The organism is Streptomyces sp. NPDC060366 (assembly GCF_042725135.1).
Taxonomy (GTDB): domain Bacteria; phylum Actinomycetota; class Actinomycetes; order Streptomycetales; family Streptomycetaceae; genus Streptomyces.
The window spans coordinates 201,177-222,651 of record NZ_JBHXDC010000012.1; the positions used below are offsets into that span (position 1 = coordinate 201,177).

General features: G+C 70.6%; 21 protein-coding genes. 13 read left to right on the plus strand and 8 right to left on the minus strand.

The window, feature by feature from the left end:
• Positions 1 to 186 precede the first annotated feature (186 nt).
• Complete coding sequence (locus ACFWHU_RS27115) at positions 187 to 576, plus strand: metal-sensitive transcriptional regulator (RefSeq protein WP_385796259.1); 390 nt, start codon at positions 187 to 189, stop codon at positions 574 to 576.
• A gap of 120 nt (positions 577 to 696) precedes the next feature.
• On the opposite strand, the gene ACFWHU_RS27120 is transcribed toward ACFWHU_RS27115, so the two are convergent.
• Both ACFWHU_RS27120 and ACFWHU_RS27125 read right to left on the minus strand, forming a co-directional pair.
• On the minus strand, positions 697 to 873 hold the full coding sequence (locus tag ACFWHU_RS27120; protein ID WP_385796257.1) for a hypothetical protein: 177 nt from the start codon (positions 871 to 873) through the stop codon (positions 697 to 699).
• 105 nt (positions 874 to 978) lie between these two features.
• Positions 979 to 1,812, minus strand: coding sequence for a hypothetical protein (locus ACFWHU_RS27125; RefSeq protein WP_387227877.1), 834 nt, complete (start codon positions 1,810 to 1,812; stop codon positions 979 to 981).
• Positions 1,813 to 1,940: 128 nt separating this feature from the next.
• Here ACFWHU_RS27125 and ACFWHU_RS27130 point away from each other — a divergent pair, with 128 nt between their 5' ends.
• Positions 1,941 to 2,162, plus strand: a complete 222-nt coding sequence (locus ACFWHU_RS27130; protein ID WP_387227879.1) for a hypothetical protein — start codon at positions 1,941 to 1,943, stop codon at positions 2,160 to 2,162.
• Between the two features lie 51 nt (positions 2,163 to 2,213).
• The gene (locus tag ACFWHU_RS27135) at positions 2,214 to 3,815 is read left to right on the plus strand and encodes an FAD-binding oxidoreductase (RefSeq protein WP_387227881.1); all 1,602 of its coding nucleotides are present in this window, start codon (positions 2,214 to 2,216) and stop codon (positions 3,813 to 3,815) included.
• A gap of 54 nt (positions 3,816 to 3,869) precedes the next feature.
• Here the strand turns inward: ACFWHU_RS27135 and ACFWHU_RS27140 are convergent, their stop codons facing one another.
• The 5 genes from ACFWHU_RS27140 to ACFWHU_RS27160 all read right to left on the minus strand — a co-directional run bounded on the left by ACFWHU_RS27140 (position 3,870) and on the right by ACFWHU_RS27160 (position 8,951).
• Positions 3,870 to 4,595, minus strand: a complete 726-nt coding sequence (locus ACFWHU_RS27140; protein ID WP_387227884.1) for a phosphatase PAP2 family protein — start codon at positions 4,593 to 4,595, stop codon at positions 3,870 to 3,872.
• 326 nt (positions 4,596 to 4,921) lie between these two features.
• A complete protein-coding gene (locus tag ACFWHU_RS27145) occupies positions 4,922 to 5,935 on the minus strand; it encodes an NlpC/P60 family protein (protein WP_385796628.1) in 1,014 nt (337 codons plus the stop codon).
• 150 nt (positions 5,936 to 6,085) lie between these two features.
• On the minus strand, positions 6,086 to 6,415 hold the full coding sequence (locus tag ACFWHU_RS27150; RefSeq protein WP_387227886.1) for a hypothetical protein: 330 nt from the start codon (positions 6,413 to 6,415) through the stop codon (positions 6,086 to 6,088).
• Positions 6,416 to 6,669: 254 nt separating this feature from the next.
• Positions 6,670 to 8,520: an alpha/beta hydrolase gene (locus tag ACFWHU_RS27155; RefSeq protein WP_387227888.1), complete on the minus strand. Its 1,851-nt coding sequence runs from the start codon at positions 8,518 to 8,520 to the stop codon at positions 6,670 to 6,672.
• Complete coding sequence (locus ACFWHU_RS27160; protein ID WP_387227890.1) at positions 8,517 to 8,951, minus strand: hypothetical protein; 435 nt, start codon at positions 8,949 to 8,951, stop codon at positions 8,517 to 8,519. The genes ACFWHU_RS27155 and ACFWHU_RS27160 overlap by 4 nt, the downstream gene beginning before the upstream one ends.
• Before the next feature lie 512 nt (positions 8,952 to 9,463).
• Here ACFWHU_RS27160 and ACFWHU_RS27165 point away from each other — a divergent pair.
• The 6 genes from ACFWHU_RS27165 (at position 9,464) to ACFWHU_RS27190 (ending at position 16,820) form a co-directional block, all read left to right on the plus strand.
• Entirely contained in the window at positions 9,464 to 9,772 is a 309-nt protein-coding gene (locus ACFWHU_RS27165; protein ID WP_078076454.1) for a hypothetical protein, read from the plus strand.
• 217 nt (positions 9,773 to 9,989) lie between these two features.
• Complete coding sequence (locus ACFWHU_RS27170; protein WP_387227892.1) at positions 9,990 to 10,853, plus strand: hypothetical protein; 864 nt, start codon at positions 9,990 to 9,992, stop codon at positions 10,851 to 10,853.
• Positions 10,843 to 12,204, plus strand: a complete 1,362-nt coding sequence (locus tag ACFWHU_RS27175; RefSeq protein ID WP_387227895.1) for a hypothetical protein — start codon at positions 10,843 to 10,845, stop codon at positions 12,202 to 12,204. Before ACFWHU_RS27170 ends, ACFWHU_RS27175 begins: the two co-directional genes overlap by 11 nt.
• Positions 12,201 to 13,769 (plus strand): SCO6880 family protein, encoded by a 1,569-nt coding sequence (locus tag ACFWHU_RS27180; RefSeq protein WP_385796231.1) that lies wholly within the window; start codon positions 12,201 to 12,203, stop codon positions 13,767 to 13,769. The genes ACFWHU_RS27175 and ACFWHU_RS27180 overlap by 4 nt, the downstream gene beginning before the upstream one ends.
• A gap of 40 nt (positions 13,770 to 13,809) precedes the next feature.
• Positions 13,810 to 15,258 (plus strand): ATP-binding protein, encoded by a 1,449-nt coding sequence (locus ACFWHU_RS27185; RefSeq protein ID WP_385796228.1) that lies wholly within the window; start codon positions 13,810 to 13,812, stop codon positions 15,256 to 15,258.
• Positions 15,259 to 15,263: 5 nt separating this feature from the next.
• Complete coding sequence (locus tag ACFWHU_RS27190; protein WP_387227923.1) at positions 15,264 to 16,820, plus strand: type VI secretion protein; 1,557 nt, start codon at positions 15,264 to 15,266, stop codon at positions 16,818 to 16,820.
• Between the two features lie 77 nt (positions 16,821 to 16,897).
• Here the strand turns inward: ACFWHU_RS27190 and ACFWHU_RS27195 are convergent, their stop codons facing one another.
• Positions 16,898 to 17,500 carry a GNAT family N-acetyltransferase gene (locus ACFWHU_RS27195; protein WP_387227898.1) on the minus strand — a complete coding sequence of 201 codons (603 nt, stop codon included), beginning with the start codon at positions 17,498 to 17,500 and terminating at the stop codon, positions 16,898 to 16,900.
• 129 nt (positions 17,501 to 17,629) lie between these two features.
• Between ACFWHU_RS27195 and ACFWHU_RS27200 the strand changes: the two genes are divergently transcribed.
• From ACFWHU_RS27200 to ACFWHU_RS27215, 4 genes are read left to right on the plus strand one after another with little or no spacing between them, the layout of a single operon-like run.
• On the plus strand, positions 17,630 to 18,589 hold the full coding sequence (locus ACFWHU_RS27200) for an ATP-binding cassette domain-containing protein (RefSeq protein ID WP_387227900.1): 960 nt from the start codon (positions 17,630 to 17,632) through the stop codon (positions 18,587 to 18,589).
• The gene (locus tag ACFWHU_RS27205) at positions 18,586 to 19,404 is read left to right on the plus strand and encodes an ABC transporter permease (protein ID WP_387227903.1); all 819 of its coding nucleotides are present in this window, start codon (positions 18,586 to 18,588) and stop codon (positions 19,402 to 19,404) included. The genes ACFWHU_RS27200 and ACFWHU_RS27205 overlap by 4 nt, the downstream gene beginning before the upstream one ends.
• Positions 19,405 to 19,448: 44 nt before the next feature.
• Positions 19,449 to 20,699, plus strand: coding sequence for a sensor histidine kinase (locus ACFWHU_RS27210; protein ID WP_387227904.1), 1,251 nt, complete (start codon positions 19,449 to 19,451; stop codon positions 20,697 to 20,699).
• Entirely contained in the window at positions 20,696 to 21,379 is a 684-nt protein-coding gene (locus ACFWHU_RS27215) for a response regulator (RefSeq protein WP_387227906.1), read from the plus strand. Before ACFWHU_RS27210 ends, ACFWHU_RS27215 begins: the two co-directional genes overlap by 4 nt.
• Positions 21,380 to 21,475 lie beyond the last annotated feature (96 nt).

Below are 21,475 nucleotides of genomic sequence, written 5' to 3' on the forward strand. Positions count from 1 at the left end.
TCGGTCAGGCTGATGCTAAGCGCATCATCCGGCCACGGCTAACCGGCGTCCATCAGTGTGCTGCATGAGACACGACGATCATGACGTGCCCCTGCCCCTACGCGAGCGACTGAGTATCATATACCTACCTGGGGTATTTACTCCCCTTTCGGACATCCATCACGAACACCCCACCAGGAGGACGCCATGACGACCACCGAGGCGGCCGGCGCGGCGACCGGCGACGCGACCTCCGGCCCGGCCACGACGGCCACCACCGTCGGCGACGAGATCGTCACCGATCACGACCGCGGTGTGCACGGCTACCACAAGCAGAAGGACGAGCACCTCAAGCGGCTGCGCCGGATCGAGGGCCAGATCCGCGGACTCCAGCGGCTCGTCGACGAGGACGTCTACTGCATCGACATACTCACGCAGGTCTCGGCCTCCACGAAGGCGCTCCAGTCGTTCGCGCTCCAACTGCTGGAGGAGCATCTGCGGCACTGCGTCGCGGACGCGGCGGTCAAGGGCGGCGACGAGATCGACGACAAGGTGCAGGAAGCGACGAAGGCGATCGCGCGCCTGCTGCGTACCTGACGGACGGACGGGGTGCGGACGGCGCCGGCCGACAGCCGGGCCCACGGACCGTGACCGCGCCACCGCCACACCGCGCCCAAGTTCGGACTCGGGATCAGGACGGGACTCGGACTCGGGCTCTCAACGGCACGACGATCTCTCGCCGCGCTCCACGCCCACCTTCAGCACTTCGTCGATGCGGTCCGGGCTGAGCCGTTCACCGTCCGCGGCCGACGCCGCGATCATCAGCTCTCCGCAGAGTTCGATCTCGGCGAGGGCCACGTGGTCCTGGACGGTCGGCGTGCGCAACAGACCCACGTGCGTTCACCTCTTCCTGCCGGTGTCGTCTTCCTGGCGGTGTCGACTGCCGGCTTCCTAGGGTAAGGAGGGTGAGACGTGGCGCGCATGGCACGTCCGGACCATTTACACCTTGATCTTCCCGGTGAAGATCTGGTCCTTCGGGGGGAGCCGCACCCCGACGGCGACCCCGAACTCGTACAGCAGCGTGGTCGAGGCGACGGCGACCGTACGCCCTTGGTTCGGGTAGCTGAACTGGTGCCTGACCTTGCGCAGCCGCCCCGCCTCGTCCAGATAGGCATCGAACGGCACGACGTCCTCGGCGAACCCCCTCGCCGCCGCGGCCAGCGCCTCGCGCGCGTACGGCGCCGCCTGCTTCGCGGCCCTCCCGATGTCGGTGACACCCCGGTAGTGCGAGACGCGGACGCCGGCCAGCTCCTGCTCTCCGACGAAGACCACGTCCTTCGCCGCGCGCAGCAGTTCGGCGGCGGTCAGCGGATCGGTCGCGCCGCCGGTGACCAGATTGCCGTCCGCGAGAGTGGTCGAGTCGAGCATGACCCACTTGCCCTCGGGCACCCCGGCGCCCCGGTTCTTCATGTAAAGGGTCGAGGGCGCCAGCAGCTCCGCGATCGGCCGGTGCTCGTCCGCGCCGGCCGGGTCCTTCGGCAGTACGACCGAGAGCCGCCCAATCCGCTTACGGAAGTCGTACCCGCCCTCACCCCTGATGGTCACGCGCGTCCCGCCGGTCGCCATCACCAGCGAGGTCCGGGTCTTGGAGCTGCCCGCCTCGGCCAGTACGTCCGCGGCCCCACGGACCGCCGCCGGATCACCGAGGGGTCGGTCGTCGGCCACGGCTCCCTCGCTCCCGGAGCAGCCGGTGCTCGTGGCCACGACTCCCGCCGCCGTCACGGCGGCGGCGACCATCGCCACGCCCCTGCGTCTGTGTTGCCGCACCACCATCGCCTGCCAACCCCCAACGCCCTACCGTTGCTTGTCCGAGAGCCCGCCCTGCCCCCATAACGACGTCCCGCGCGCGTCGTCACGCACCACCCCCAGCCGGGGAACGAACGCGCGAGTACGGTGGGAAGGTGCGCGACCAAGAGACCTCGGACCCGCCCACCGCCCCCCACGACACCCGCGACTCCCACGCTCCCCCTGTTCCTGCCGTTTCTCCCGTTTCCCACCTCGCGTCGACCGTCGAGCGTGGCTCGTTCTCGCTGGCACGCTGCACCTGCGGCTGGTCGGGGCCCGCCAGACGGTCCCGCGACCGGGCGAGGACGGACGCCGCGTCCCATCAGGCGGCAGACTGACGTTCACCGATGTCGCCGACGTCACGGACGCGGAAGAGGGCGGGGGGTCCGATGGAACGGCGCACACTGCTGGCCGGCGCGCTGGCCGTGACCACGGCGGGCGCGGTGAGCGCGTGCACGAGCGACGGCGGTGGCAGCGGGAACGGGTCCGCGGGCTCGCCCGCGAGCAAACCCCCTCCCACACGTACCCCGTCCGCCTCCCCCTCCGCCGCTGCGTCCGGGCCGGCGAACTGGGGCGCGCTCGCCTCGGGGCTGGAGGGTCGGCTCATACGGCCCGGGGACAGCGAGTACGCGATCGCCCGCCAGCTCTACAACACGCGCTTCGACGGTCTGAAACCGGCGGCCGTCGCGTACGTCGCCGGCGAGGACGACATCAGGGAGTGCCTGGCCTTCGCCAGGAGACACGGCACACCGGTCTCGATCCGCAACGGCGGCCATTCCTACGCGGGCTGGTCCAGCGGCAACGGCCGGCTCGTCATCGACATCTCCTCGCTCGACGACGTCCGCGACGCCGCGTCCGACGGTGTGATCGGCGCGGGCGCCAAGCTCGTCGACGTCTACGGCGCTCTCTCCCCGAAGGGCCGTACGATCCCCGGCGGCTCCTGTGCCACCGTCGGTATCTCCGGACTCACCCTCGGCGGCGGTCACGGGGTCGTCTCCCGCGCGTACGGTCTGACCTGCGACAGCCTCACCTCGGCGACGATCGTCACGGCCGACGGCAAGCTGCTGACGGCGGACGCCGAGCGGAACAAGGACCTCTTCTGGGCCCTGCGGGGCGCGGGCAACGGCAACTTCGGAGTCGTCACCGAACTCCGCTTCCGTACCCACCCCGCCTCCACGGGCGTCGCGGCGAACCTCAACTGGCCGTGGTCCAAGGCCCGCTCCCTGCTCGCGGCCTGGCAGGAGTGGGGCCCCGGCCAGCCGGACGAGATCTGGTCCTCGTTCCACGCCGCGGTCGGCGCGGGCGGCGGCGCCGACCCGACGGTCTCGGTCTCCGCGTTCACCCTCGGCACCGAGGGCGACCTCAGGAACGCCGTCGACCGGCTCGCCGACCGCGTGGGCGCCTCGGCGAGCTTCGTCTCGCTGCGGCCGGGCGGCTACCAGGAGGCGATGCTCGCGTACGCCGGCTGCGCCGGACTGAGCGACGACCGGTGCAGGCTGCCCGGCACGACACCGGGGCGCGGGAAGAACGGCGCGCTGCAACGCGAGACGTACGCCGCGACCTCGGACTTCTTCGACCGGTCGCTGCCGTCGGCGGGCATCGGCACCCTGCTGTCCGCCGTGGAGGCCTTCAGCCGGATCACGGTGGCCGACGGCGCGGGATCGGGCACGATCGCGCTGACCGCGCTCGGCGGCGCGATCAACCGCGTGGACCCGCTCACGACGGCCTTCGTGCACCGCGGCTCCCGGATGCTCGCGCAGTACGTGGCGTCCTGGCGCCCCGGCACGCCCGGCAGCGAGCAGCGGGCATGGCTGAAAAACAGCCAGGGCGGGCTACGAAGGCACGCCTCCGGGGCTGCGTACCAGAACTACACCGACCCCGCGCTGTCCGACTGGCGCACGGCGTACTACGGCCCGGCGGCGGGACGGCTGAAGGCCTTGAAGGCGCGGTACGACCCGGAGCGGATGTTCGACTTCCCGCAGGCGCTGTAGTGCGGGGGGGGGAACTGCCCGCCTGCCCGCCTGCCCGCCTGCCCGTCTGCCCGTCTACGCCGCGAGGTTGTTGTCGTCGGGCCGCTGTTCGGGGATGCCGAGCGGCCGGGTCCCGGGCGCCTCGGCGGCCTCGGCCCGGTCCGCCTCCCGCGCGGCCCGCGACCGTACGAGCAGCCCCACCCGCCCCGAACGGCAGACCGCCGACACCAGGGGGGTGAGCAGCGCCATGGCGAGCGGCGCGAGGAGCAGCACCACCGCCGTACCGAGGGCGAAGCCGCCGATCACATCGGTCGGGTAGTGCACGCCCAGATAGACGCGGGAGAAGCCCTCGACCAGCGCGAGCCCGATCGCGGCGAGGCCGAACCCGCGGTGTGCGACGAAGATGCCCGCGCCCAGGGCCATCGCCATCGTCGCGTGGTCGCTGACGAAGGAGAAGTCGGTCTTGCCGGCCAACAGGACGTCGAGCCCCCGGTGGTCGACGAAGGGACGCTCGCGGCCGACGAACTCGCGGATGGGGATGTTGATGAGCAGCGCGACACCGGCGGCGAGCGGTGCCCAGAGCAGCCCGGCGACGGCGGCCACCGAATCCTCGGCGGACCCGCGCCGCCGCACGCTCCACCAGCAGCAGAGCGCGACGAGGACGAGGGCGAGCATGATCCCGTACTCGCCGACGAACTCCATGCCGCGGTCGAACCAGCCGGGTGACGACTTCGTCAGACCGTTGATGTCGTAGAGCAGGCTGACGTCGGGGTTCGACCCATCGATCGCGAGTCCAGCCATGTGCTGCGGCCCCTTGCCTTGTCGCCCACCACGACACGCCTCCGGGCGTGTCGCTTCCACCAACCCCCGTGGTGCATGCGGTCAGTGCTGCGCGATCAACGCCACAGCCCCAGTCCAGGGAACGGCCTGATACCCCTCCAGGTTCCAGTCTTCACCGGACGATCTCCAGGACGTTATCGAAGAGTGACACATCGTCCCAGCTCAGAGGGGTGAACGAACGGAGAATTCCGGCCACGCGCGCCCTCGCGGGGACCGGAGTCCACCCTTCCGGACGTCAACCCTTCGCCACCCTCACACTCCGTCGGACCGACGCCCCGTCAGCCTCTTTACCCGCCGGAGTTCCGCTCGGTGGGCAGATCGGTCGGCAGCGATTTCGCGCCGTCTTCGGTGACCCGGGTCGCCCCGAAGTAGTCGGGCGTATCGATTTTGTCGAACCGGATCACGGCCCCGGTGTACGGAGCGTTGATCATGTACCCGCCACCGACATAGAGCCCGACGTGCCGGATGGCCCGCGAATTGGTGAGGTCGTCGGAGAAGAACACCAGGTCGCCGGGCATCAACTCGTCACGCGACGGATGCTCGCCTGCGTTGTACTGATCATTGGCGACCCGCGGCAACTCGATCCCCACGGACCGGTAGGCGGCCTGCGTCAGCCCGGAACAGTCGAACCGCCCCTGCTGCTCGGGGGTCCCGTTGCCGCCCCACAGGTACTTCGTACCGAGCTTCTGCTGCGCGTAGTAGATGGCACTGGCGGCCTGCCGGGAAGGCTCGACGCGGCCTACGGGACGGGCGAAGCTCTGCTGGAGGGTCGTGATGACCTTCACATAGTTCTGCGTCTCGGGGTACGGGGGGACGCCTCCGTACTTGATGACCGCGTAGGCGCCCGCGTTGTACGCCGCGAGCATGTTCTTCGTCTGATCGCCCGGCACATCGTCGACGTAGCCCGCGAGTTTGCAGTCGTACGAGGCGGCCGAAGGGATCGCGTCCTCCGGGTCCCAGACGTCGCGGTCGCCGTCCTTGTCCCCGTCGACACCGTGCGCCGCCCAGGTCCCCGGGATGAACTGCGCGATGCCCTGCGCCTTCGCCGGGCTCACGACACCGGGGTCCCAGCCGCTCTCCTGGTACAACTGCGCGGCGAGCAGCGCGGGATTGATCGCGGGGCAGAGATTGCCCCACTCCTGCACCAGCCGCTGGTACTTCGCCGGCACCGCACCCTTGGCCAGCGCGACCGCCCCACCACCACCCGCACCGCCGGCGAGCCCGGCGGCGGCGGAGTACGTACCCACGACGAGCAGCGCGATGAAACCCAGGCTCAGCCCGAGCCCGATCGCGCCGCCCACCCAGAATTTACGCACCCCTCAACCCTCCCTCATCCGGGACACGTTCACCGCCATTTTCCCGCCTGTCGTGTCGGTGCTATTCGGACACGACAGCCACTCAACGACTGTGCCACAGGGACGACCGACGGGACATGCGGAGCTGACGGCGACTCAGGTGCGGGGTGGGGGTGTGGGGGCGGACCAGAAGTCGTCGTGGATGTCGGGGCGCTGGGGGTACCCACCCTCGCGGTGCGGAGTGTTCGGCGGGGTCTTGGGGTCGGCGACGTCCGACTCGGCGAAGCAGGGGGTGGTGATGGAGAAGAAGAACTGGCCTTCGCCGGCGACCGCGACCCTCATACGAAAGCCCTCGGGCGTCGACGCGTACATGGCGGGCAACTCTTCACTGGCTCGCACACTGGTGACCTGGTAGCCGCGGCCCTTCCAGTTGCGCTCCACAACGCCGAGCAGGCTCCCGCGTCGCTCCTTCGAGACGACGGTCATGACCGCGATCCGACGCTTCACGGAACCGGTACCGGGCGCATCGCTGCAACGACTGTCGATCGAAGGCCCGTGGTTCCACCGCAACTCCGGCCTGACCCCATTGAGAGTATTCAGCATGATGGAGTCAGCCTGGACGGCGGCCTCTTGCATATCCACGCCCAATGCCTTCCTTTCTTCGCTTCCACCGCCGACAGGCATTGCACATCCGGCCGCCAACCAAATCAGAAGCAGGATGCCCGCAGATCGAAGATTCCTCACCGGTGCTCCTGACCAGTGACCAGGCGGCCACTTCCCGCAACGATCAGTGCGATGTTGTCGGCGGACTCTTCGTCCTTGTCCGGATCGAAATAGTTGGTGTGCGCCTTCACCCCGCCCATATCAAAAACCGGCCGCGGCCCGTCCTCCACCCGGAACCTCCTCGCTCCGAAATCCTCGTGCGCCGGATCCGTCCCGAACCAGATCTCGCTCTTCGCCGTCTGAGCGTCCTGCGCGAAGAACGCCACCGCCGCCCCGCCCGCCCCGACGACCGCCGCGCCCACCGGGCCGCCCAGTACCGCTCCCGCCGACGCCCCTCCCAGCGCGCCCATCCCCATGCCCTGGGCCTCGCCCTTCGCGGGCATTCGCGTCACCGGGTCGTTCTCCGCCGCGCCCACGTACACGTGCCCTCTCCCCACTCCCAGATCAGCCGCCGAATCCGCGCCCGTCCCGGGGCTGCCCACCAGGACGATGTCGTCCACTCCCGGAATTCCCCCGTCCCGCTGCGCGGCCTGGCCCACCGTGAGGGAGCCGTAGGAGTGGCCGACGGCCGTCAGGTGGGGGTTCTCGTGGTGGTTCGTGGCCGCGATTCCCGACATGAATTCGCCGTACGCGGACGCACCCGCCTCCGCGTTGTCCGTGAACATGACGTCCGTATTCCCCGTGATGTCGTCCACCGAGAGCTGCGGCGCGTCATAGCCCAGCCATACGATCGACGCCGTCGACGAGTCGTATTCGGCCGCACCCACCAACGTGTCCCGCGCCCGCTTCAAATCGTTCTCCGCGAAATCCTCGTCAAGTCCCGTCCCCAGCCCCGGCACATACGCCGACACATTCCTCGCCGTGTCCGGATTCCCGTACGACACGATGGCCCGCCCGTTCCCCTCGTCCCCGATACCCAGCAGGAACATCGGTGGATGCCCGCCGGCCCGTAATTGCTCGTCGATGGATCTCAGCCCCGCCAGCATCGTCCGCGACCCGTCGTCCTCAGCGCCCGTCAACTCGCCCATCAACAGGGCCAAGTTGTCGCGGTTCGCCGCGTCGCGTACGGCGGCGGGGATGCCGTCCAGGTTGCCGATCGTGTCCGGGTGGACGGCCAGGTACTCCTCCCTCCGCTCCTCGGTCAGGCCCCGCCACCACGCCAGGCGTTCCGCGGCCGTCGCGTCGAGGGGGATCGCCGCCCTGAGGTACTCCGCCGTGAGCGCGCGTACCGCCGTCGCGTCGGCGTTCGCGTCCGTCCACATCGCGTCCGTGACCGTGAGACCGTCCTGCGCGATCAGCTTCCGCAGGGTCCCCGTGTACCGCGCGTCGATCTCCGCCGCGTCGCTCAGCGCGCGGGCGATCCGGTCCGCGATGTCCTGCGCCTTCGCCGCGAGGGGGTTCGGGCTCGTGAACCCCGTGGACGGGGCGGTGAGCGGGTACGCGTGGCCCGAGGCCGTACCGCCCCGCAGCTTCTCCTTCGTGTGCGGGTCCTGACCGGCGTCGGGGTAGCTGACCGACCCGTCGGGCCCCACTGTGAGCCTCAGGCCCGCCGCCTCCTCCAGCGCGTCCCGAAGCTGCCGCTGCGCGCCGCGCAGGTCCTGGGCGAGGCTGTTCAGCGTCGTACGGACCAGCCCGCACTCCGTGTAGATGTACGACAGGTTCCGCCCCAGCGCCCGCAGCCTCCCTACCGCCGCCCGCGCCGCCTCGCCCTCCTGAGCCTCGGTCAGGCCCGTGAGGAGCTGCTTGTCGATCCGGTCGCGGGCCACGTCCGCGCGGTTGCTCGCCTTGCCCCAGCCGTCCGCCGCGCCTTCCAGCTCGGCGCATCTGACGTCCCGTAACTGCGCCCAGGTGAGTCCGCCGGCCCTCACCGCCTTGCCCCGGCGCCCGCACTCGTTCCCGTTCCCGTTCCCACGACCGCTCCCGCGTCGACCCCCGCCAGGGTCGACCTGACCGCGGTGTCGTGCTCACCCTGCGTCCGGGCCACCGCGCGCAGCCGGCCCGCCAGGCTCCCGCACTCGTCGCGGGCTGCCTCGATGCGCCGTTCCCACGACGTACGCACGGTGCCCAGGGCCGCGAGGACGCTCAGTCCCTCCCCGCAGCCGGCCACGCCCTCGTGCGCCGTTGCGAACTCCGCCTTCACGTACGCCATCTGCGTACGCATCACCTCGGCCCCGCCCGCCGCCCGGGTCCACGGTCCGTCGCTGTGCCTCAGCCGCTCCCCCGACGCGGCGCCCGAAGTGCCCGGCCCGGCTCCCGCCTCGTCGACCAGCGCCCGCAAACCGCCGAAATAGCCCGCCATGCCACCCGCCCCTGTCCTCTGTTGTCCGGGATGTCGCGTGGCACTGTCCCAATCCGGGACGGGGGAGATGCCGCGCGGCGGGGAGGGGAAGGAACCGGCCGCGGGGCCACGGAAGGGCGGGAGGCCCGTCCCCCGTTGGCATCGGCCGCGATCGGCAACAGCGCGGCGGCCCGCGCAGGTTCACCCGTACGGTGGGCCCGCCTCCGGCCCGCGGGCGGCGCACGGATGGCGCACGGATGGCGCACGGACGCAGAACCGCGGCGGGCTCAAGAGTGCACAACGCCAATCATTGCCCGGAGTCACCCTCCGTGATACACAGAGTGACCATACGCGTACTCGCATACTCCGGTTCATGACGCAGGTCAGGGCAGTCGGATCGGTCAAACGTGCGGGGATCGGGTAAAGAGACCCGCCAAGTCGGCATACGAGGGCGGTTCCATCAGCGAAGATAGAAGGCGATCCGTGCCCGCCGGGCGCGGGCACCTAACGACCCAACAGGGGCGGTGAGTTGCATGGACGTGGACGCCGAGAAGGGCGACATCAACACCATCATCGGTGGTATCGCTCCGAGCTGGGGGCCCTTCGGGAACCTCGGCACCGAGGCTCGCGTGATTGTCCAGGTGGTGATGGCCGTCGCCATCCTGCTCTGTCTCGCCATCGCGATCTGGGGTGCCGCCAAGCAGCGTATCGGCGCGACCGCGCTGCGGGACACCTTCAGCGCGGAGCAGGGCAAGGGTCTGATCGTCGCCGGACTGACCGGCGTCTTCATCATCGGGTCGCTCGGCACGGTCTTCACGATTGTGTACGGGATGGCTGTTTAGCGTCACACCGGTCCGGTCCGCACCGGGTACGCCCGGCCCACCCCCAACACCATCCGTCCGTCGCGCCCATCCGCCGAGGTTGCGTCTCCCTGATGTCGAGTCACCACACCGCGCCCGCGCGGGAACCAGCACGGCTACCGTCGTGTTACGCGGCACTGCAAGCGGTACCGCAAGCGGAACTGCACACGGTTGAACCGGTCGAGGGGGCGGACGCGGCATGAGCTTCGGCGATGAGCACGGCCACGGGAACGACCCGGGCCGCACGACGGACGGCGGCTTCGGCGGGATGGGCCAGACGCGAACGCGTCTGCCGGACGGCGGGGGCGGCGACGGGTACGGCGGCGGCCGCCGGCCCCAGCGAAGCTCGCGCTCGCTCGTGGCGGTGGTGGGTGTGGTGGTGCTGCTGATCGCGGCCATCGCGTTCGCGAACCGCGGGGGCGGCGGCGACAACGACGCGTCGGGATCGGGCGGCGGCGACAGAACGGCGGGCTCGGAACCGACGTCGGCGTCGGGGGTGAAACCGGTGACGGGGAAGAACGGGGGGATTCCTTCGGGGTTCGCGAAGGATGAGCAGGGGGCGGAGAGTGCGGCGGCGAATTACGCGGTGGCTCTGGTGTCCGCCGACATCCTGAGGCCCGCGGCCCGCGAGCAGATCATGCGTCAGCTCTTCGTGCCCGACAGGGCCGCGGACCTTGAGGCCAAGTTCGACGCGGCCTACGACAAGGCGTTCCTGGACAAGATCGGTCTCGACGAGAACGGCAACGCCGCCGAGGGACTGACCTACGTCTCACGCACGGCTCCGGTCGGGACCAAGGTCACGCAGTTCACGGACAACTCGGCCACCGTGGAGGTCTGGTGCACAGGCGTGTTCGGCACCGCCGGCGTCAGCTCCACGAATCCGGTGACCAACGACTGGTTCACGATGACCCTCAAGCTTCAGTGGCTGGGCGACGACTGGAAAGTCGAGAGCTTCGCCCAGAAGGACGGTCCGGCACCGGTCAATGCCGACCGTACGGCCTCCAACGCCGATGAGATCGCGAAGGCTGTCGAGGAGTACGGAGGCTTCACCTATGCCCGGTAGCCGTCGTCTCTCGCTCAAGATCGCCGGTGTTCTCGCCGTGGTGCAGACCTCGGCGGTACTTCTGGCGACCCGGGCCGTGGCAGCGCCGACGCCCTCGCCATCGCCCTCACCGTCCAACGACGACAACTGCGACCTCATCGTCGGCCCCGCCCGCGACTTCTGCGACAACGGCGAACCCGGCAGCAGCAGCCGCAACACCCCCAACGACCCCACCAGCGCCCTCGACCCCCTCACCTCCCTCGCGCGTGGTTGTGCCGATGCCGCCGCTTGGACCGTGGACACCCTCTCCAAGGCCGTGAAGGAGACCGCCACGGTCGACTTCACCAACACCGCCTTCCTCTCCCAGTACGCCGTTGTCTTCGCCGCCGCCACCATCCTCACCCTCATCCTCTGGCTCCTCGCCGTCGCCAAACGCGCCATCCGCGGCGTCCCGCTGACCACCGCCATCGGCGAGGCCATCGGGTTCCTCTGGCTGACCGTCCTCGCCTCCGCGTTCACGCCGCTCATCCTCTACACACTCGTCTCCGCGACCGACGCCGTCACCGAGGTCATCGCCGGTGGGACCAGTGGGCAGACCGATGTGTTCTTCGGGACGTTCTCCGAGGCGCTGAAGAAGGACACCGAGATCGGCGGCGGGCCGATCATGCTGATCGTCGTGTCCCTCGTGACGATCCTCGCCGCCGGCATCCTCTATCTGGAGCTGTTCATCCGGGCGATCCTGCTCTACGTCGGCGCCCTCCTCGGCGTCGTCGTCTACGCCGGGCTCGTCGACAAGAACATGTGGGGGCACGTACGCCGCTGGGCCGGGCTCATGATCGCGGTCATCATGGTGAAGCCCGTCATCGTCATCGTCCTCGGCCTCGCCGGCGCGCTCACGTCGTCCGACGACGGGCCCGACTCGTTCTCGGCCGTCGTCTCCGGGCTCGCCATCATCCTCCTCGCCATCTTCGCGTCGGCCATGATCTACCGCTTCGTCCCCGGCTTCGGCGACGAGATCGCGAGTGCCCGCAGCAACGCCAAGCTGTCCACCGACGGCGGCCGGGCCGCCGCCGTGATCAGTTCGCCCGCCGGTGTCGTCTCGCAGGGCATCAAGACCCACAGCGGCCGTGGCGGTGGCGGCGAGAGCGGCGGCGGCGGTGCCCGGCCGTCCAACCCCGTCTCCGGCGGCGTCGCCGCCCACAGCAGCCGCCCCTCCTCGGGGGGCGGCGGCGGAGGCGGAGGAGGCGGCGGCAGCGTCCCCTCGCCCGCCCCCCGCTCCAGCAGCCCCACCAGCGGCACCCCCCACAGCAGCCGCAGCAGCCACGGCAATCGCGGAACCGGTAACAACAGCACAGGAGGTGGAGGGCGTTGACGACTCAGTCCCATCCGATCGCGCCCCGCCGTACGTATCTCATCGGCCGCGCGCGGCCGAACGCGATCGTCGGCAAGAACCGTGAGACCGGCGAGATCGCGCTGATCATTTTCGGCGCGTTCCTCGGCATGATGAGCGGGCTCATCGTCCCCGTCCTGTCCCTGCGGATCGTGACGCTGCTCGGGTTCCCGCTCCTCGCGCTGGCCGTGGTGTACGTGCCGTACAAGCACCGCACCTTCTACAAGTGGTTCGAGATCAACCGCAGTTACAAGCGGACCCTGCGCAACGGCACCACCTACCGCTCCGCCGCCATGGAGTCCGGCACCGCCGCCGACGGCCGCGAGGTGGAGATCGGCCCGCCGCCCGGTATCGGGCGGATCAACTGGCTGGCCGCGCCCTTCGGTCCGGACGAGATCGCCGTACTGCTCCACGCCGACCGCCGCACCGTCACCGCCGCCATCGAGATCGAGGGCCCCGGCGTCGGCCTGCGCGACAGCGAGGACCAGGAGGCCCTCGTCGACCGCTTCGGCACTCTGCTCAAGCACGTCGCCAACGGGGACGGCTTCGTCACCCGCCTCCAGATGCTCGCCCGTACGCTCCCCGCCGACCCCGACGCGCACGCCAAGGACGTCACCCAGCGCGGCGACTCCGCCTCACCGGGCTGGCTCCAGGAGTCGTACGAACAGCTCCAGTCCATGGTCTCGACCTCCAGCGAGCAGCACCGCGCCTACCTCGTGGCCTGTATGCACTACACCCGCGAACTGGCCTCCGAGGGCCAGGCGATGGCCCGCGCCGCCCGCCAGGCCGCAGGCGGCAAGGGCGCCCGGCGCCGCAGGCTCGACAAGGACGCCGGGCTCGCCGTCGTCATGGCCCGTGAACTCACCGACATCTGTGCCCGGCTCGCCGAGGCCGACATCCGTGTCCGGCAGCCGCTCGGGCAGGCGCGGCTGGCCTCCCTCGTGCACTCGATGTACGACCCGGACCACCCCATAGACCACATCCAGGCCATGACGAAACGAAACGCCTGGCCGGCCGAGCTGGACGCCATGGAGCCCACCTACCTCCAGGCCAAGACCCGCGAGTCGTCCACCCGCGCCCCCTGGTGCCACTCCACGGCCTGGGTGAAGGAGTGGCCGATGACCCCGGTCGGCGTCAACTTCCTCGCCCCGCTGCTCGTCCACACGCCCGACGTGATCCGTACGGTCGCGGTCTGCATGGACCTGGAGCCCACCGAGGTCGCCATCGAGCGAATGCTCACGGAGAAGACGAACGACGAGGCCGACGCGAGCCGCGCCGCCAAGATGAACCGCACCGTCGACCCGCGCGACATCGCGGCGCACGGCAGGCTCGACCAGCGGGGTGAAGATCTCGCCAGCGGTGCGGCGGGCGTCAACATCGTCGGGTACATCACGGTGTCGTCCCGCTCGCCGGAAGCCCTGGCCAGGGACAAGCGGACGATCCGGGCGTCGGCCGGCAAGTCGTATCTGAAGCTGGAGTGGTGCGACCGCGAGCACCACCGGGCGTTCGTGAACACCCTGCCGTTCGCGACCGGCATCCGCCGATGACCGTCATCCAGAAGCCGACCGCCGCTGATAGGGGCCTGTGATGCGAGATCCCATGTCCGCCTTCACGGACGCCTTCACCACCTTCCTCTTCGGGAAGGTGGAGACCACCCGGCTGCCGGTCCGTACGTCCACCGGCCAGGCACAGGCCGTCTATCTGCCGACCGCGGCCCCCGGCCTCGGCGACTCGGGCGTCATCATCGGCCGCGAGGTCTACAGCGGCAAGGGCTACATCTACGACCCCTTCCAGCTGTACGGGCAGCAGCTCCCCGCCCCCCACTGGCTGGTCCTCGGCGAGTCCGGCAACGGCAAGTCGGCGCTGGAGAAGACCTACGTCCTGCGGCAGTTGCGCTTCCGCGACCGCCAGGTCGTCGTCCTCGACGCCCAGGGCGAGGACGGCGCGGGCGAGTGGAACCTCATCGCGCAGGAGCTGGGTATAACCCCCATCCGGCTCGACCCGATGGCGGCCCTGGACGGCGGCATCAAGCTCAACCCGCTCGACCCGGCGATCACCACGACCGGACAGCTCGCCCTGCTGCGCACGATCATCGAGGTCGCCATGGGGCACGGCCTGGACGAACGCTCCGGCTTCGCACTCAAGGTCGCGCACGCCTATGTCCACGGCACGATCGTCGAGCGCCAGCCCGTCCTGATGGACATCGTGGAGCAACTGCGCCACCCGGAGCCGGAGTCGGCCGAGGCGATGAACGTGGACATAGACGACGTACGGGCCTGGGGCCTGGACGTCGCCCTCGTCCTGGACCGGCTCGTCGACGGTGACCTGCGCGGCATGTTCGACGGCCCGACGACGGTCGGCATCGACCTCGACTCGCCGCTCATCGTCTTCGACCTCTCGCACATCGACCGCAACTCGATCGCGATGCCGATCCTGATGGCGATCGTCGGCGTGTGGCTGGAGCACACCTGGATCCGCCCCGACCGGAAGAAGCGCATCTTCCTGGTCGAGGAGGCCTGGCACATCATCAACTCCCCGTTCGTGGCACAGCTCTTCCAGCGGCTCCTCAAGTTCGGCCGCCGGCTGGGACTCTCGTTCGTGGCAGTCGTCCACCATCTCTCCGACGTGGTCGACGGCGCCGCCGCGAAGGAGGCCGCCGCCATCCTCAAGATGGCGTCGACCCGGACGATCTACGCACAGAAGGCGGACGAGGCACGGTCCACCGGCCAGGTGCTCGGGCTGCCGCGCTGGGCGGTCGAGATCATCCCGAGCCTCACGCCCGGTATCGCGGTGTGGGACGTCAACGGCAATGTCCAGGTGGTCAAACACCTGGTCACCGAGGCGGAACGCCCCCTGGTCTTCACCGACCGCGCCATGACGGAGAACAGCCAGGCGTCCGACGCCTCGGACGCCGCAGACGCCATGACCGGCGGGCTGCCCGACGACGTACGGGCCGCCGAGTGGGAGGCCGAACAGCGCGCGATCCTCATGGAACAGCAGCGGCTGAACGCGTCCTCCGAGTCCACGGTGGCGTGAGCGGCATGGCGGCGGGAGGCGGCGCCGGGCCCGGACCCGGCGCGCAGCGCGGGATCCCGGACGGTCTGATCCTCGGCGTGCTGGGCTTCCTGCTCGGGATCACCCTGTTCGTATGGACGGCGACCGGCCTCGCCGCGCTCTTCGCGCACGGATCGTGGCCGGGCTCGGTGACCTTCATGCGTACGCCGTCGGCGATACGGCAGTTGGTCTCGGCGCCGCACGACCTGCCCGCCGCCTGGCCGGACACCCCGCCGGGCGAGCTCTCCGGGTACGGCCTGTTCTGGGGCCTGCTCATCGGGGAGCTGATGGTGGCGGCCGTGCTGACGGTGTTCGTGCTGGGCGTGGTGGTCCGCTGGCGGGCGCTGCGTACGGTACGGCTCCGGGAACTCGCGCGTGCGCGGGAACAGGCGCAGGAGCGGGCGCGGAGACGCGTCGACGGGGACGCCGACGCGGAGCACGTACGGGAGGCGCCGGCCCGCACACCGGAGCCGGTCCCCGCGCCTGCCCAAGTCGCGCCCCGGGCCCCGGCCGTGGCCCCGGTCGAGCAGGCGGTCGACCAGACGGTCGAACAAGCACCCGTCGCAGCTCCCGCCCCCGTACCCGCGCCAGCACCCGTCCCCTCGCCCCGTACGGCCCCCTACGCCCATGTCCGCTACGGCGACCCCCGCGCCCGCCGCCCCGCCGCCGTACAGGCCATCCAGGACGCCGAGGGCCCCGCGCTCGTCGTCACGTCCGACCCCACCGTCTGGGCCGAGACCAAGGACGCCCGCGCCAAACTCGGCCCCGTCCTCGTCTACGACCCCGGCCATCTCTGCGACACCCCGGCCCGTCTCCACTGGTCCCCCACCAGCGGCTGCGAGGACGCCGACACCGCCGCCGCGCGTTCCGTCGCGCTGCTCGCGCCCGTCCGGCCCCTCGCCCGCCTCGACGCCGCCATGGCCGACACGGCACAGACCCTGCTGCGCTGCTGGCTGCATGCCGCGGCCGTGGACTCGCGGCCGTTCAAGCAGGTGCACCGCTGGGCGCAGGGCGGCAGCGCCCACGAGGCCGTACGGCTGCTGCGTACCCACCCCAAGGCCGCATCCGGGCTCGCGGGCCTGCTGGAGTCCGCGCTCACCGCGCACCCCGAACGCCGGGACATCGCCCAGCAGTTGACCACCCGCGCGCTGGCCTCCCTGTCGTCCGTCCACATCCGTGAGGCGTGCACACCCAATCGCGCCGACTCGCTCGCACTGGATTCTTTTCGTGCCGAGGGGGGAACGCTCTACGTGGTGGGTGAGCCGATCGAAGATCCGCGAACTCGCCCGGGAGCGATGCCGCTGCTCACCGCTCTCGCCTCGAACGTGGTCGAGCACGGCCGCCGCATGGCCGCACGGTCATCCGCCGGTCGGCTCGACCCACCAATGACTCTGGTGCTCGACGACGTGGCGGCGGTGGCGCCACTGCCGGCGCTGCCCGAGCTGCTGGCCGACGGTGACGAGCAGGGAATGCCCGCCCTCGTCCTGCTGCGCTCGCGTGAACAGGGCCGGGACCGCTGGCCGCATCAGGAACTGCCCGCCTGAGCCGACCGTTTCACCGACCGGGTCCGCTCAAGCGCTCCGCAGGCCGGCTCATCGGGTCGGCTCCTCAAGCCGGCTCCTCAGACCCCCGGTCGCGACACCGCGAGCTCGAACTCCCGCGCGGAGGGATCGTTCTCGACCTGGACGGTCCGGCCGGTGGGCTCGAATCCGAGCTTGCGGTACGCGGCGCGCGCCCGCCCGTTCCGCTCGTCCACGTACAGCCGCACCCGCTCGGCACGAGGCTCCTCCAGCGACCACGCCCACGCGGTGGCGGCGTCGAACAGCTCCTTCAGCACCCCGGCGCCCCGGTGCTCCGGCCGTACGTACACGGCGACGAGGTGCGCCTGGTCGTACGCGCTCAGGCCACCGAGGGCATCGGTCGTGCCCGCTCGCTCGACAAGAGCCACCACCGAACCGGCCCACTCACCGTCCGCGAGCTCGGCCACGAACTGCCGCACGGACGCACTCCGCGCCGCTCGCTCCGTCCGCTCGCGCCAAAAGGAATCGGGGCGCTGAACGGCGTCCTCGTACGTTTCCAGGAAGGCGATCGGCGCCACCGGATCCCGCAGGGCGTCCAGCCGAAAGTCCTTGGCGCGAGCCCATTCGTCCGTGCGTACGGCACGAACGGCGCGTTCGGCCTTTACAAGAGGTACGGCGCGCTCCGCGCGATTCGTCTGGTCCATCCCGCGATCCTCCGCGCCCACCGCCGCCGCGCACAAACGGGTTTCGTCGTACCGGGGTACGACGCCCCGTACGCGATGCCCGCCCCCGGTCCGACGTTCCGGAGCCGCCCGCTGCCTACCGTCGAAGTCATGATCAAGGCCAACGGACTCACCAAGCGATACGGCGGCAGGACCGGCAAGAGCGGCAAGACCGTCGTCGACGAACTCACGTTCACCGTCGAGCCGGGCGCCGTCACCGGTTTCCTCGGCCCCAACGGCGCCGGCAAATCCACGACCATGCGCATGATCCTGGGCCTCGACGCCCCCACCGCCGGAAGCGTCACCGTCGGCGACCGCGCCTACGCCGCGCACCCCGCCCCGCTCCACGAGGTCGGCGCCCTTCTGGAGGCCCGCGCCGTCCACCCGGGCCGCACCGCCCACCACCATCTGACGGCACTCGCCCACACCCACGGCATCCCCGGCTCCCGCGTCGGGCACGTCCTGGACCTGACCGGCCTCACAGATGTCGCGGGAGACCGCGTGAAGGGCTTCTCCCTCGGCATGGGCCAGCGCCTCGGGATCGCCGCCGCCCTGCTCGGGGACCCGGCCACGGTCATCCTCGACGAGCCGGTCAACGGCCTCGACCCGGAGGGCGTCCTGTGGATCCGTAACCTCCTCAAGTCCCTCGCCGCCGAAGGCCGTACGGTCTTCGTCTCCTCCCACCTGATGAGCGAGATGGCTCTGACCGCCGAACGGCTCATCATCATCGGCCGCGGCCGGCTCCTCGCCGAGACGACGGTGGCCGACTTCGTACGGGACTCCGGCATCGCGGCCATGAAGGTCGTCTCCCCCGCCGCCGCCACGCTCGCCGCGCTGCTCGCGGGCCCCGGCGTCGAGATCACACCCGGCTCCGGCCCGGACGAGCTGGACGTACGGGGCGTCGACGGCGAACACATCGGCCGTATCGCCGCCGCCCATGCCGTCCCCGTGTACGAGCTGACGCCGCGCACCGCCTCGCTGGAGCAGGCATTCATGGACCTGACACGCGACGAGGTCGAATACCAGGCCGGCGGCACCACCCACGACGCACTGACAGGAGCGGCGGCATGAGCACCGCGCGAATCACCACGGCCCCCACGGGCGTCAGGCCCACCCGCGTGGGTGTCACACCGGCCCGCGTCCTGCGCTCGGAGTGGCACAAGTTCTGGACCCTGCGCTCCACCTGGGTCACGCTCTCCGCGACATCGGTGCTCATCCTCGCCACCGGCCTGGTCATGGCCGTCAGCCACGAACCGGACGGCGGGGGCTCGGGAGGGGTCGGCGATCCGGTCGTCCTCACCCTGATCGGCATCCAGTTCGGCCAGATCATCCTCACGGTGCTCGGCGTCCTGTTCAGCGCGGGCGAGTACTCGACCGGCATGATCCGCGCCTCGCTCACCGCCGTCCCGAAACGGCTGCCCGTGCTGTGGGCCAAGGCCGCGGTCTTCACCGCCGTGTCGCTCGTCATCGGCACGGTCACCGTCTTCACGACCTTCCTGCTCGCCCAACTCTTCCTCTCGGACACGGACATGGGCGCCTCGCTCACCGATCCCGGCATCGCCCGCGCCGTCGTGGGCACGGCGGTCGCCCTCACGCTTCTCGGTGTACTGGGCCTCGGCCTCGGCGCGCTGCTCCGCTCCGTGCCGGGAGCCATCGGCGCGTTCTTCGCGGGAGTGGTCATCCTGCCGGAGGTGCTGTCGGCGATGCCTTCCGACGCCGTGAAGAGTGCCGTCGCGTATTTCCCGGCCCGCGCCTCCGAATCCCTCGGAGCGGTCCAGCAGGTCGACGGGGGGCTGTCGGACGGGACGGCCCTGCTCACCCTGTGTCTGTGGGCGGCGGCCGCACTGCGAGCGGCGGGGTGGTTGCTCAAACGGCGCGATGTATGACGATGGGGGAACGGACGGCTCGGAGCCGGGGTGAGGGGGCGAGGGTGAGCGGGGTGCACGACGGTGGCAACAGGTCACTCACGCAGCTCATCAACCGCGCCGCCGAGCGGATCAGCCGCTTCGACGCGTCGCACCCGATCGCCTGGGACCTGCTGCTGACGGGCTGTCTGCTGCTCGGCGGCGCGATCGACCTGGCCGGCGGCGGCTGGCGATCGGTCGCGCCCGACCCCGACGCACCGACGTGGGCGGCGGCGCTCTGCACGGTGGGCTTCCCGCTGACCGTGGCGCGCCGCCGTACGCGTCCCCTGGCAATGCTGCTCGCGACGCTGCCGTTCGCCCTGCTGCAAGCCTGGTCCGGCGCGGGGCTCCAGATCGCCGCGTTCTGCCAGCTGATCATCGTCTTCAACATCGCGCTGCGGCTGCCGATGCGCCAACTGGGCCTGGCGGCGGCTCTGCTGGCCGTTCCCCTCGTCGTGGGCGCGGCCCGCTTCCCGGACGGCGGCTGGGTCATACCCCTCCAGTCGTCCCTGACGAGCTACGCAGTTGTGGCAATGCTGGGGATCGTGGTGCGTACGCGACAGGAGTACACGGCCTCCTTGAGAGAGCGGGCGAGACAGCTGGAGATCGAACGCGACCAGCAGGCCCAACTCGCCGCCGCCGCCGAACGCACCAGGATCGCCCGCGAGATGCACGACATCCTCGGCCACAACCTCTCGGTCATCACGGGCCTCGCGGACGGCGGGTCGTACGCGGCGAGGAAGAACCCGCAGCGTGCCACCGAGGCCCTGGACGCGATCGCCACCACCAGCCGCCAGGCACTCACGGAACTGCGCCGGCTGCTCGGCATCCTCCAGAACGACGCCCCGCACGGCGCCCCCGCCGAACTCTCGCCCCAGCCCGGTCTCGGCGAACTGGACCAACTCATCGACGGCGTACGGGCGGCGGGCCTGCCGGTGCATATCACGCTCACCGGCGACCTCGAAACCGCGCCGACGGGACGCCAGCTCACGGTCTACCGTGTCGTCCAGGAAGCCCTCACGAACACCCTCAAGCACGGCGGCCCCGACGCCACGGCGAGAGTCACGCTCAGCCGCACGCCCGAGTCCATCACCGCGGAGATCACCGACACCGGCAGACCGACGAACTCGACGGGGCCGGGGGGACGCGGCATCACCGGCATGCGGGAACGGACCGCCCTGTACGCGGGCACACTTGACGTCGGACCGCTGCCGCCGCCGAACAGCGGCTGGCGGGTCCATCTGCATCTGCCGAACGACGAGGACCACCGGCTGTGACGACCGTACTGATCGCCGACGACCAGCCCCTGCAACGCATGGGCTTCCGGATGCTGCTGGAGAGCCAGGACGACATGACCCTGGTGGGCGAGGCCGGCGGCGGAGCCGAAGCCGTCCGCCTGATCGCCCGACTCCACCCGGACGTCGTCCTGATGGACGTCCGTATGCCGGGCCTGGACGGCATCGAGGCGACCCGCCGTATCGTCGCGGCTGGCAGCCGTACGAGGGTGCTCATCCTGACCACCTTCGACCTCGACGAGTACGCGTACGCGGGCCTCCGCGCCGGCGCCAGCGGCTTCCTCGTCAAGGACGCGCTCCCCGAAGAGCTGCTGTCCGGCATCCGCGCGGTCGCGTGCGGCGACGCGGTGGTGGCACCGAGCCTCACCCGCCGGCTGCTGGACGCGTACGCGCACCGCCTCCCGGCCACGAACGGATCCGAACGTACGACGGCGCCGCCCGAGGAACCCCACCCGGGGATCGCGCTGCTCACGGACCGGGAACGGGAAATCCTCACCGTCGTCGGCCAGGGCTGGACGAACGCCGAGATCGCCTCCCGATTCCACCTCGCGGAATCGACGGTGAAGACGCACGTGGGCCGCGTACTGGCGAAGACGGGCTCACGCGACCGCGTCCAGGCGGTAATCCTGGCGTACGAGGCGAAGCTGGTCCGCCCGTCGTGAGAAAGGGTCTTGAACGCAGGAATGCCCCGCACCAGAGGTGCGGGGCATTCCCAACCAAAGATTGTTCGGCGGCGTCCTACTCTCCCACAGGGTCCC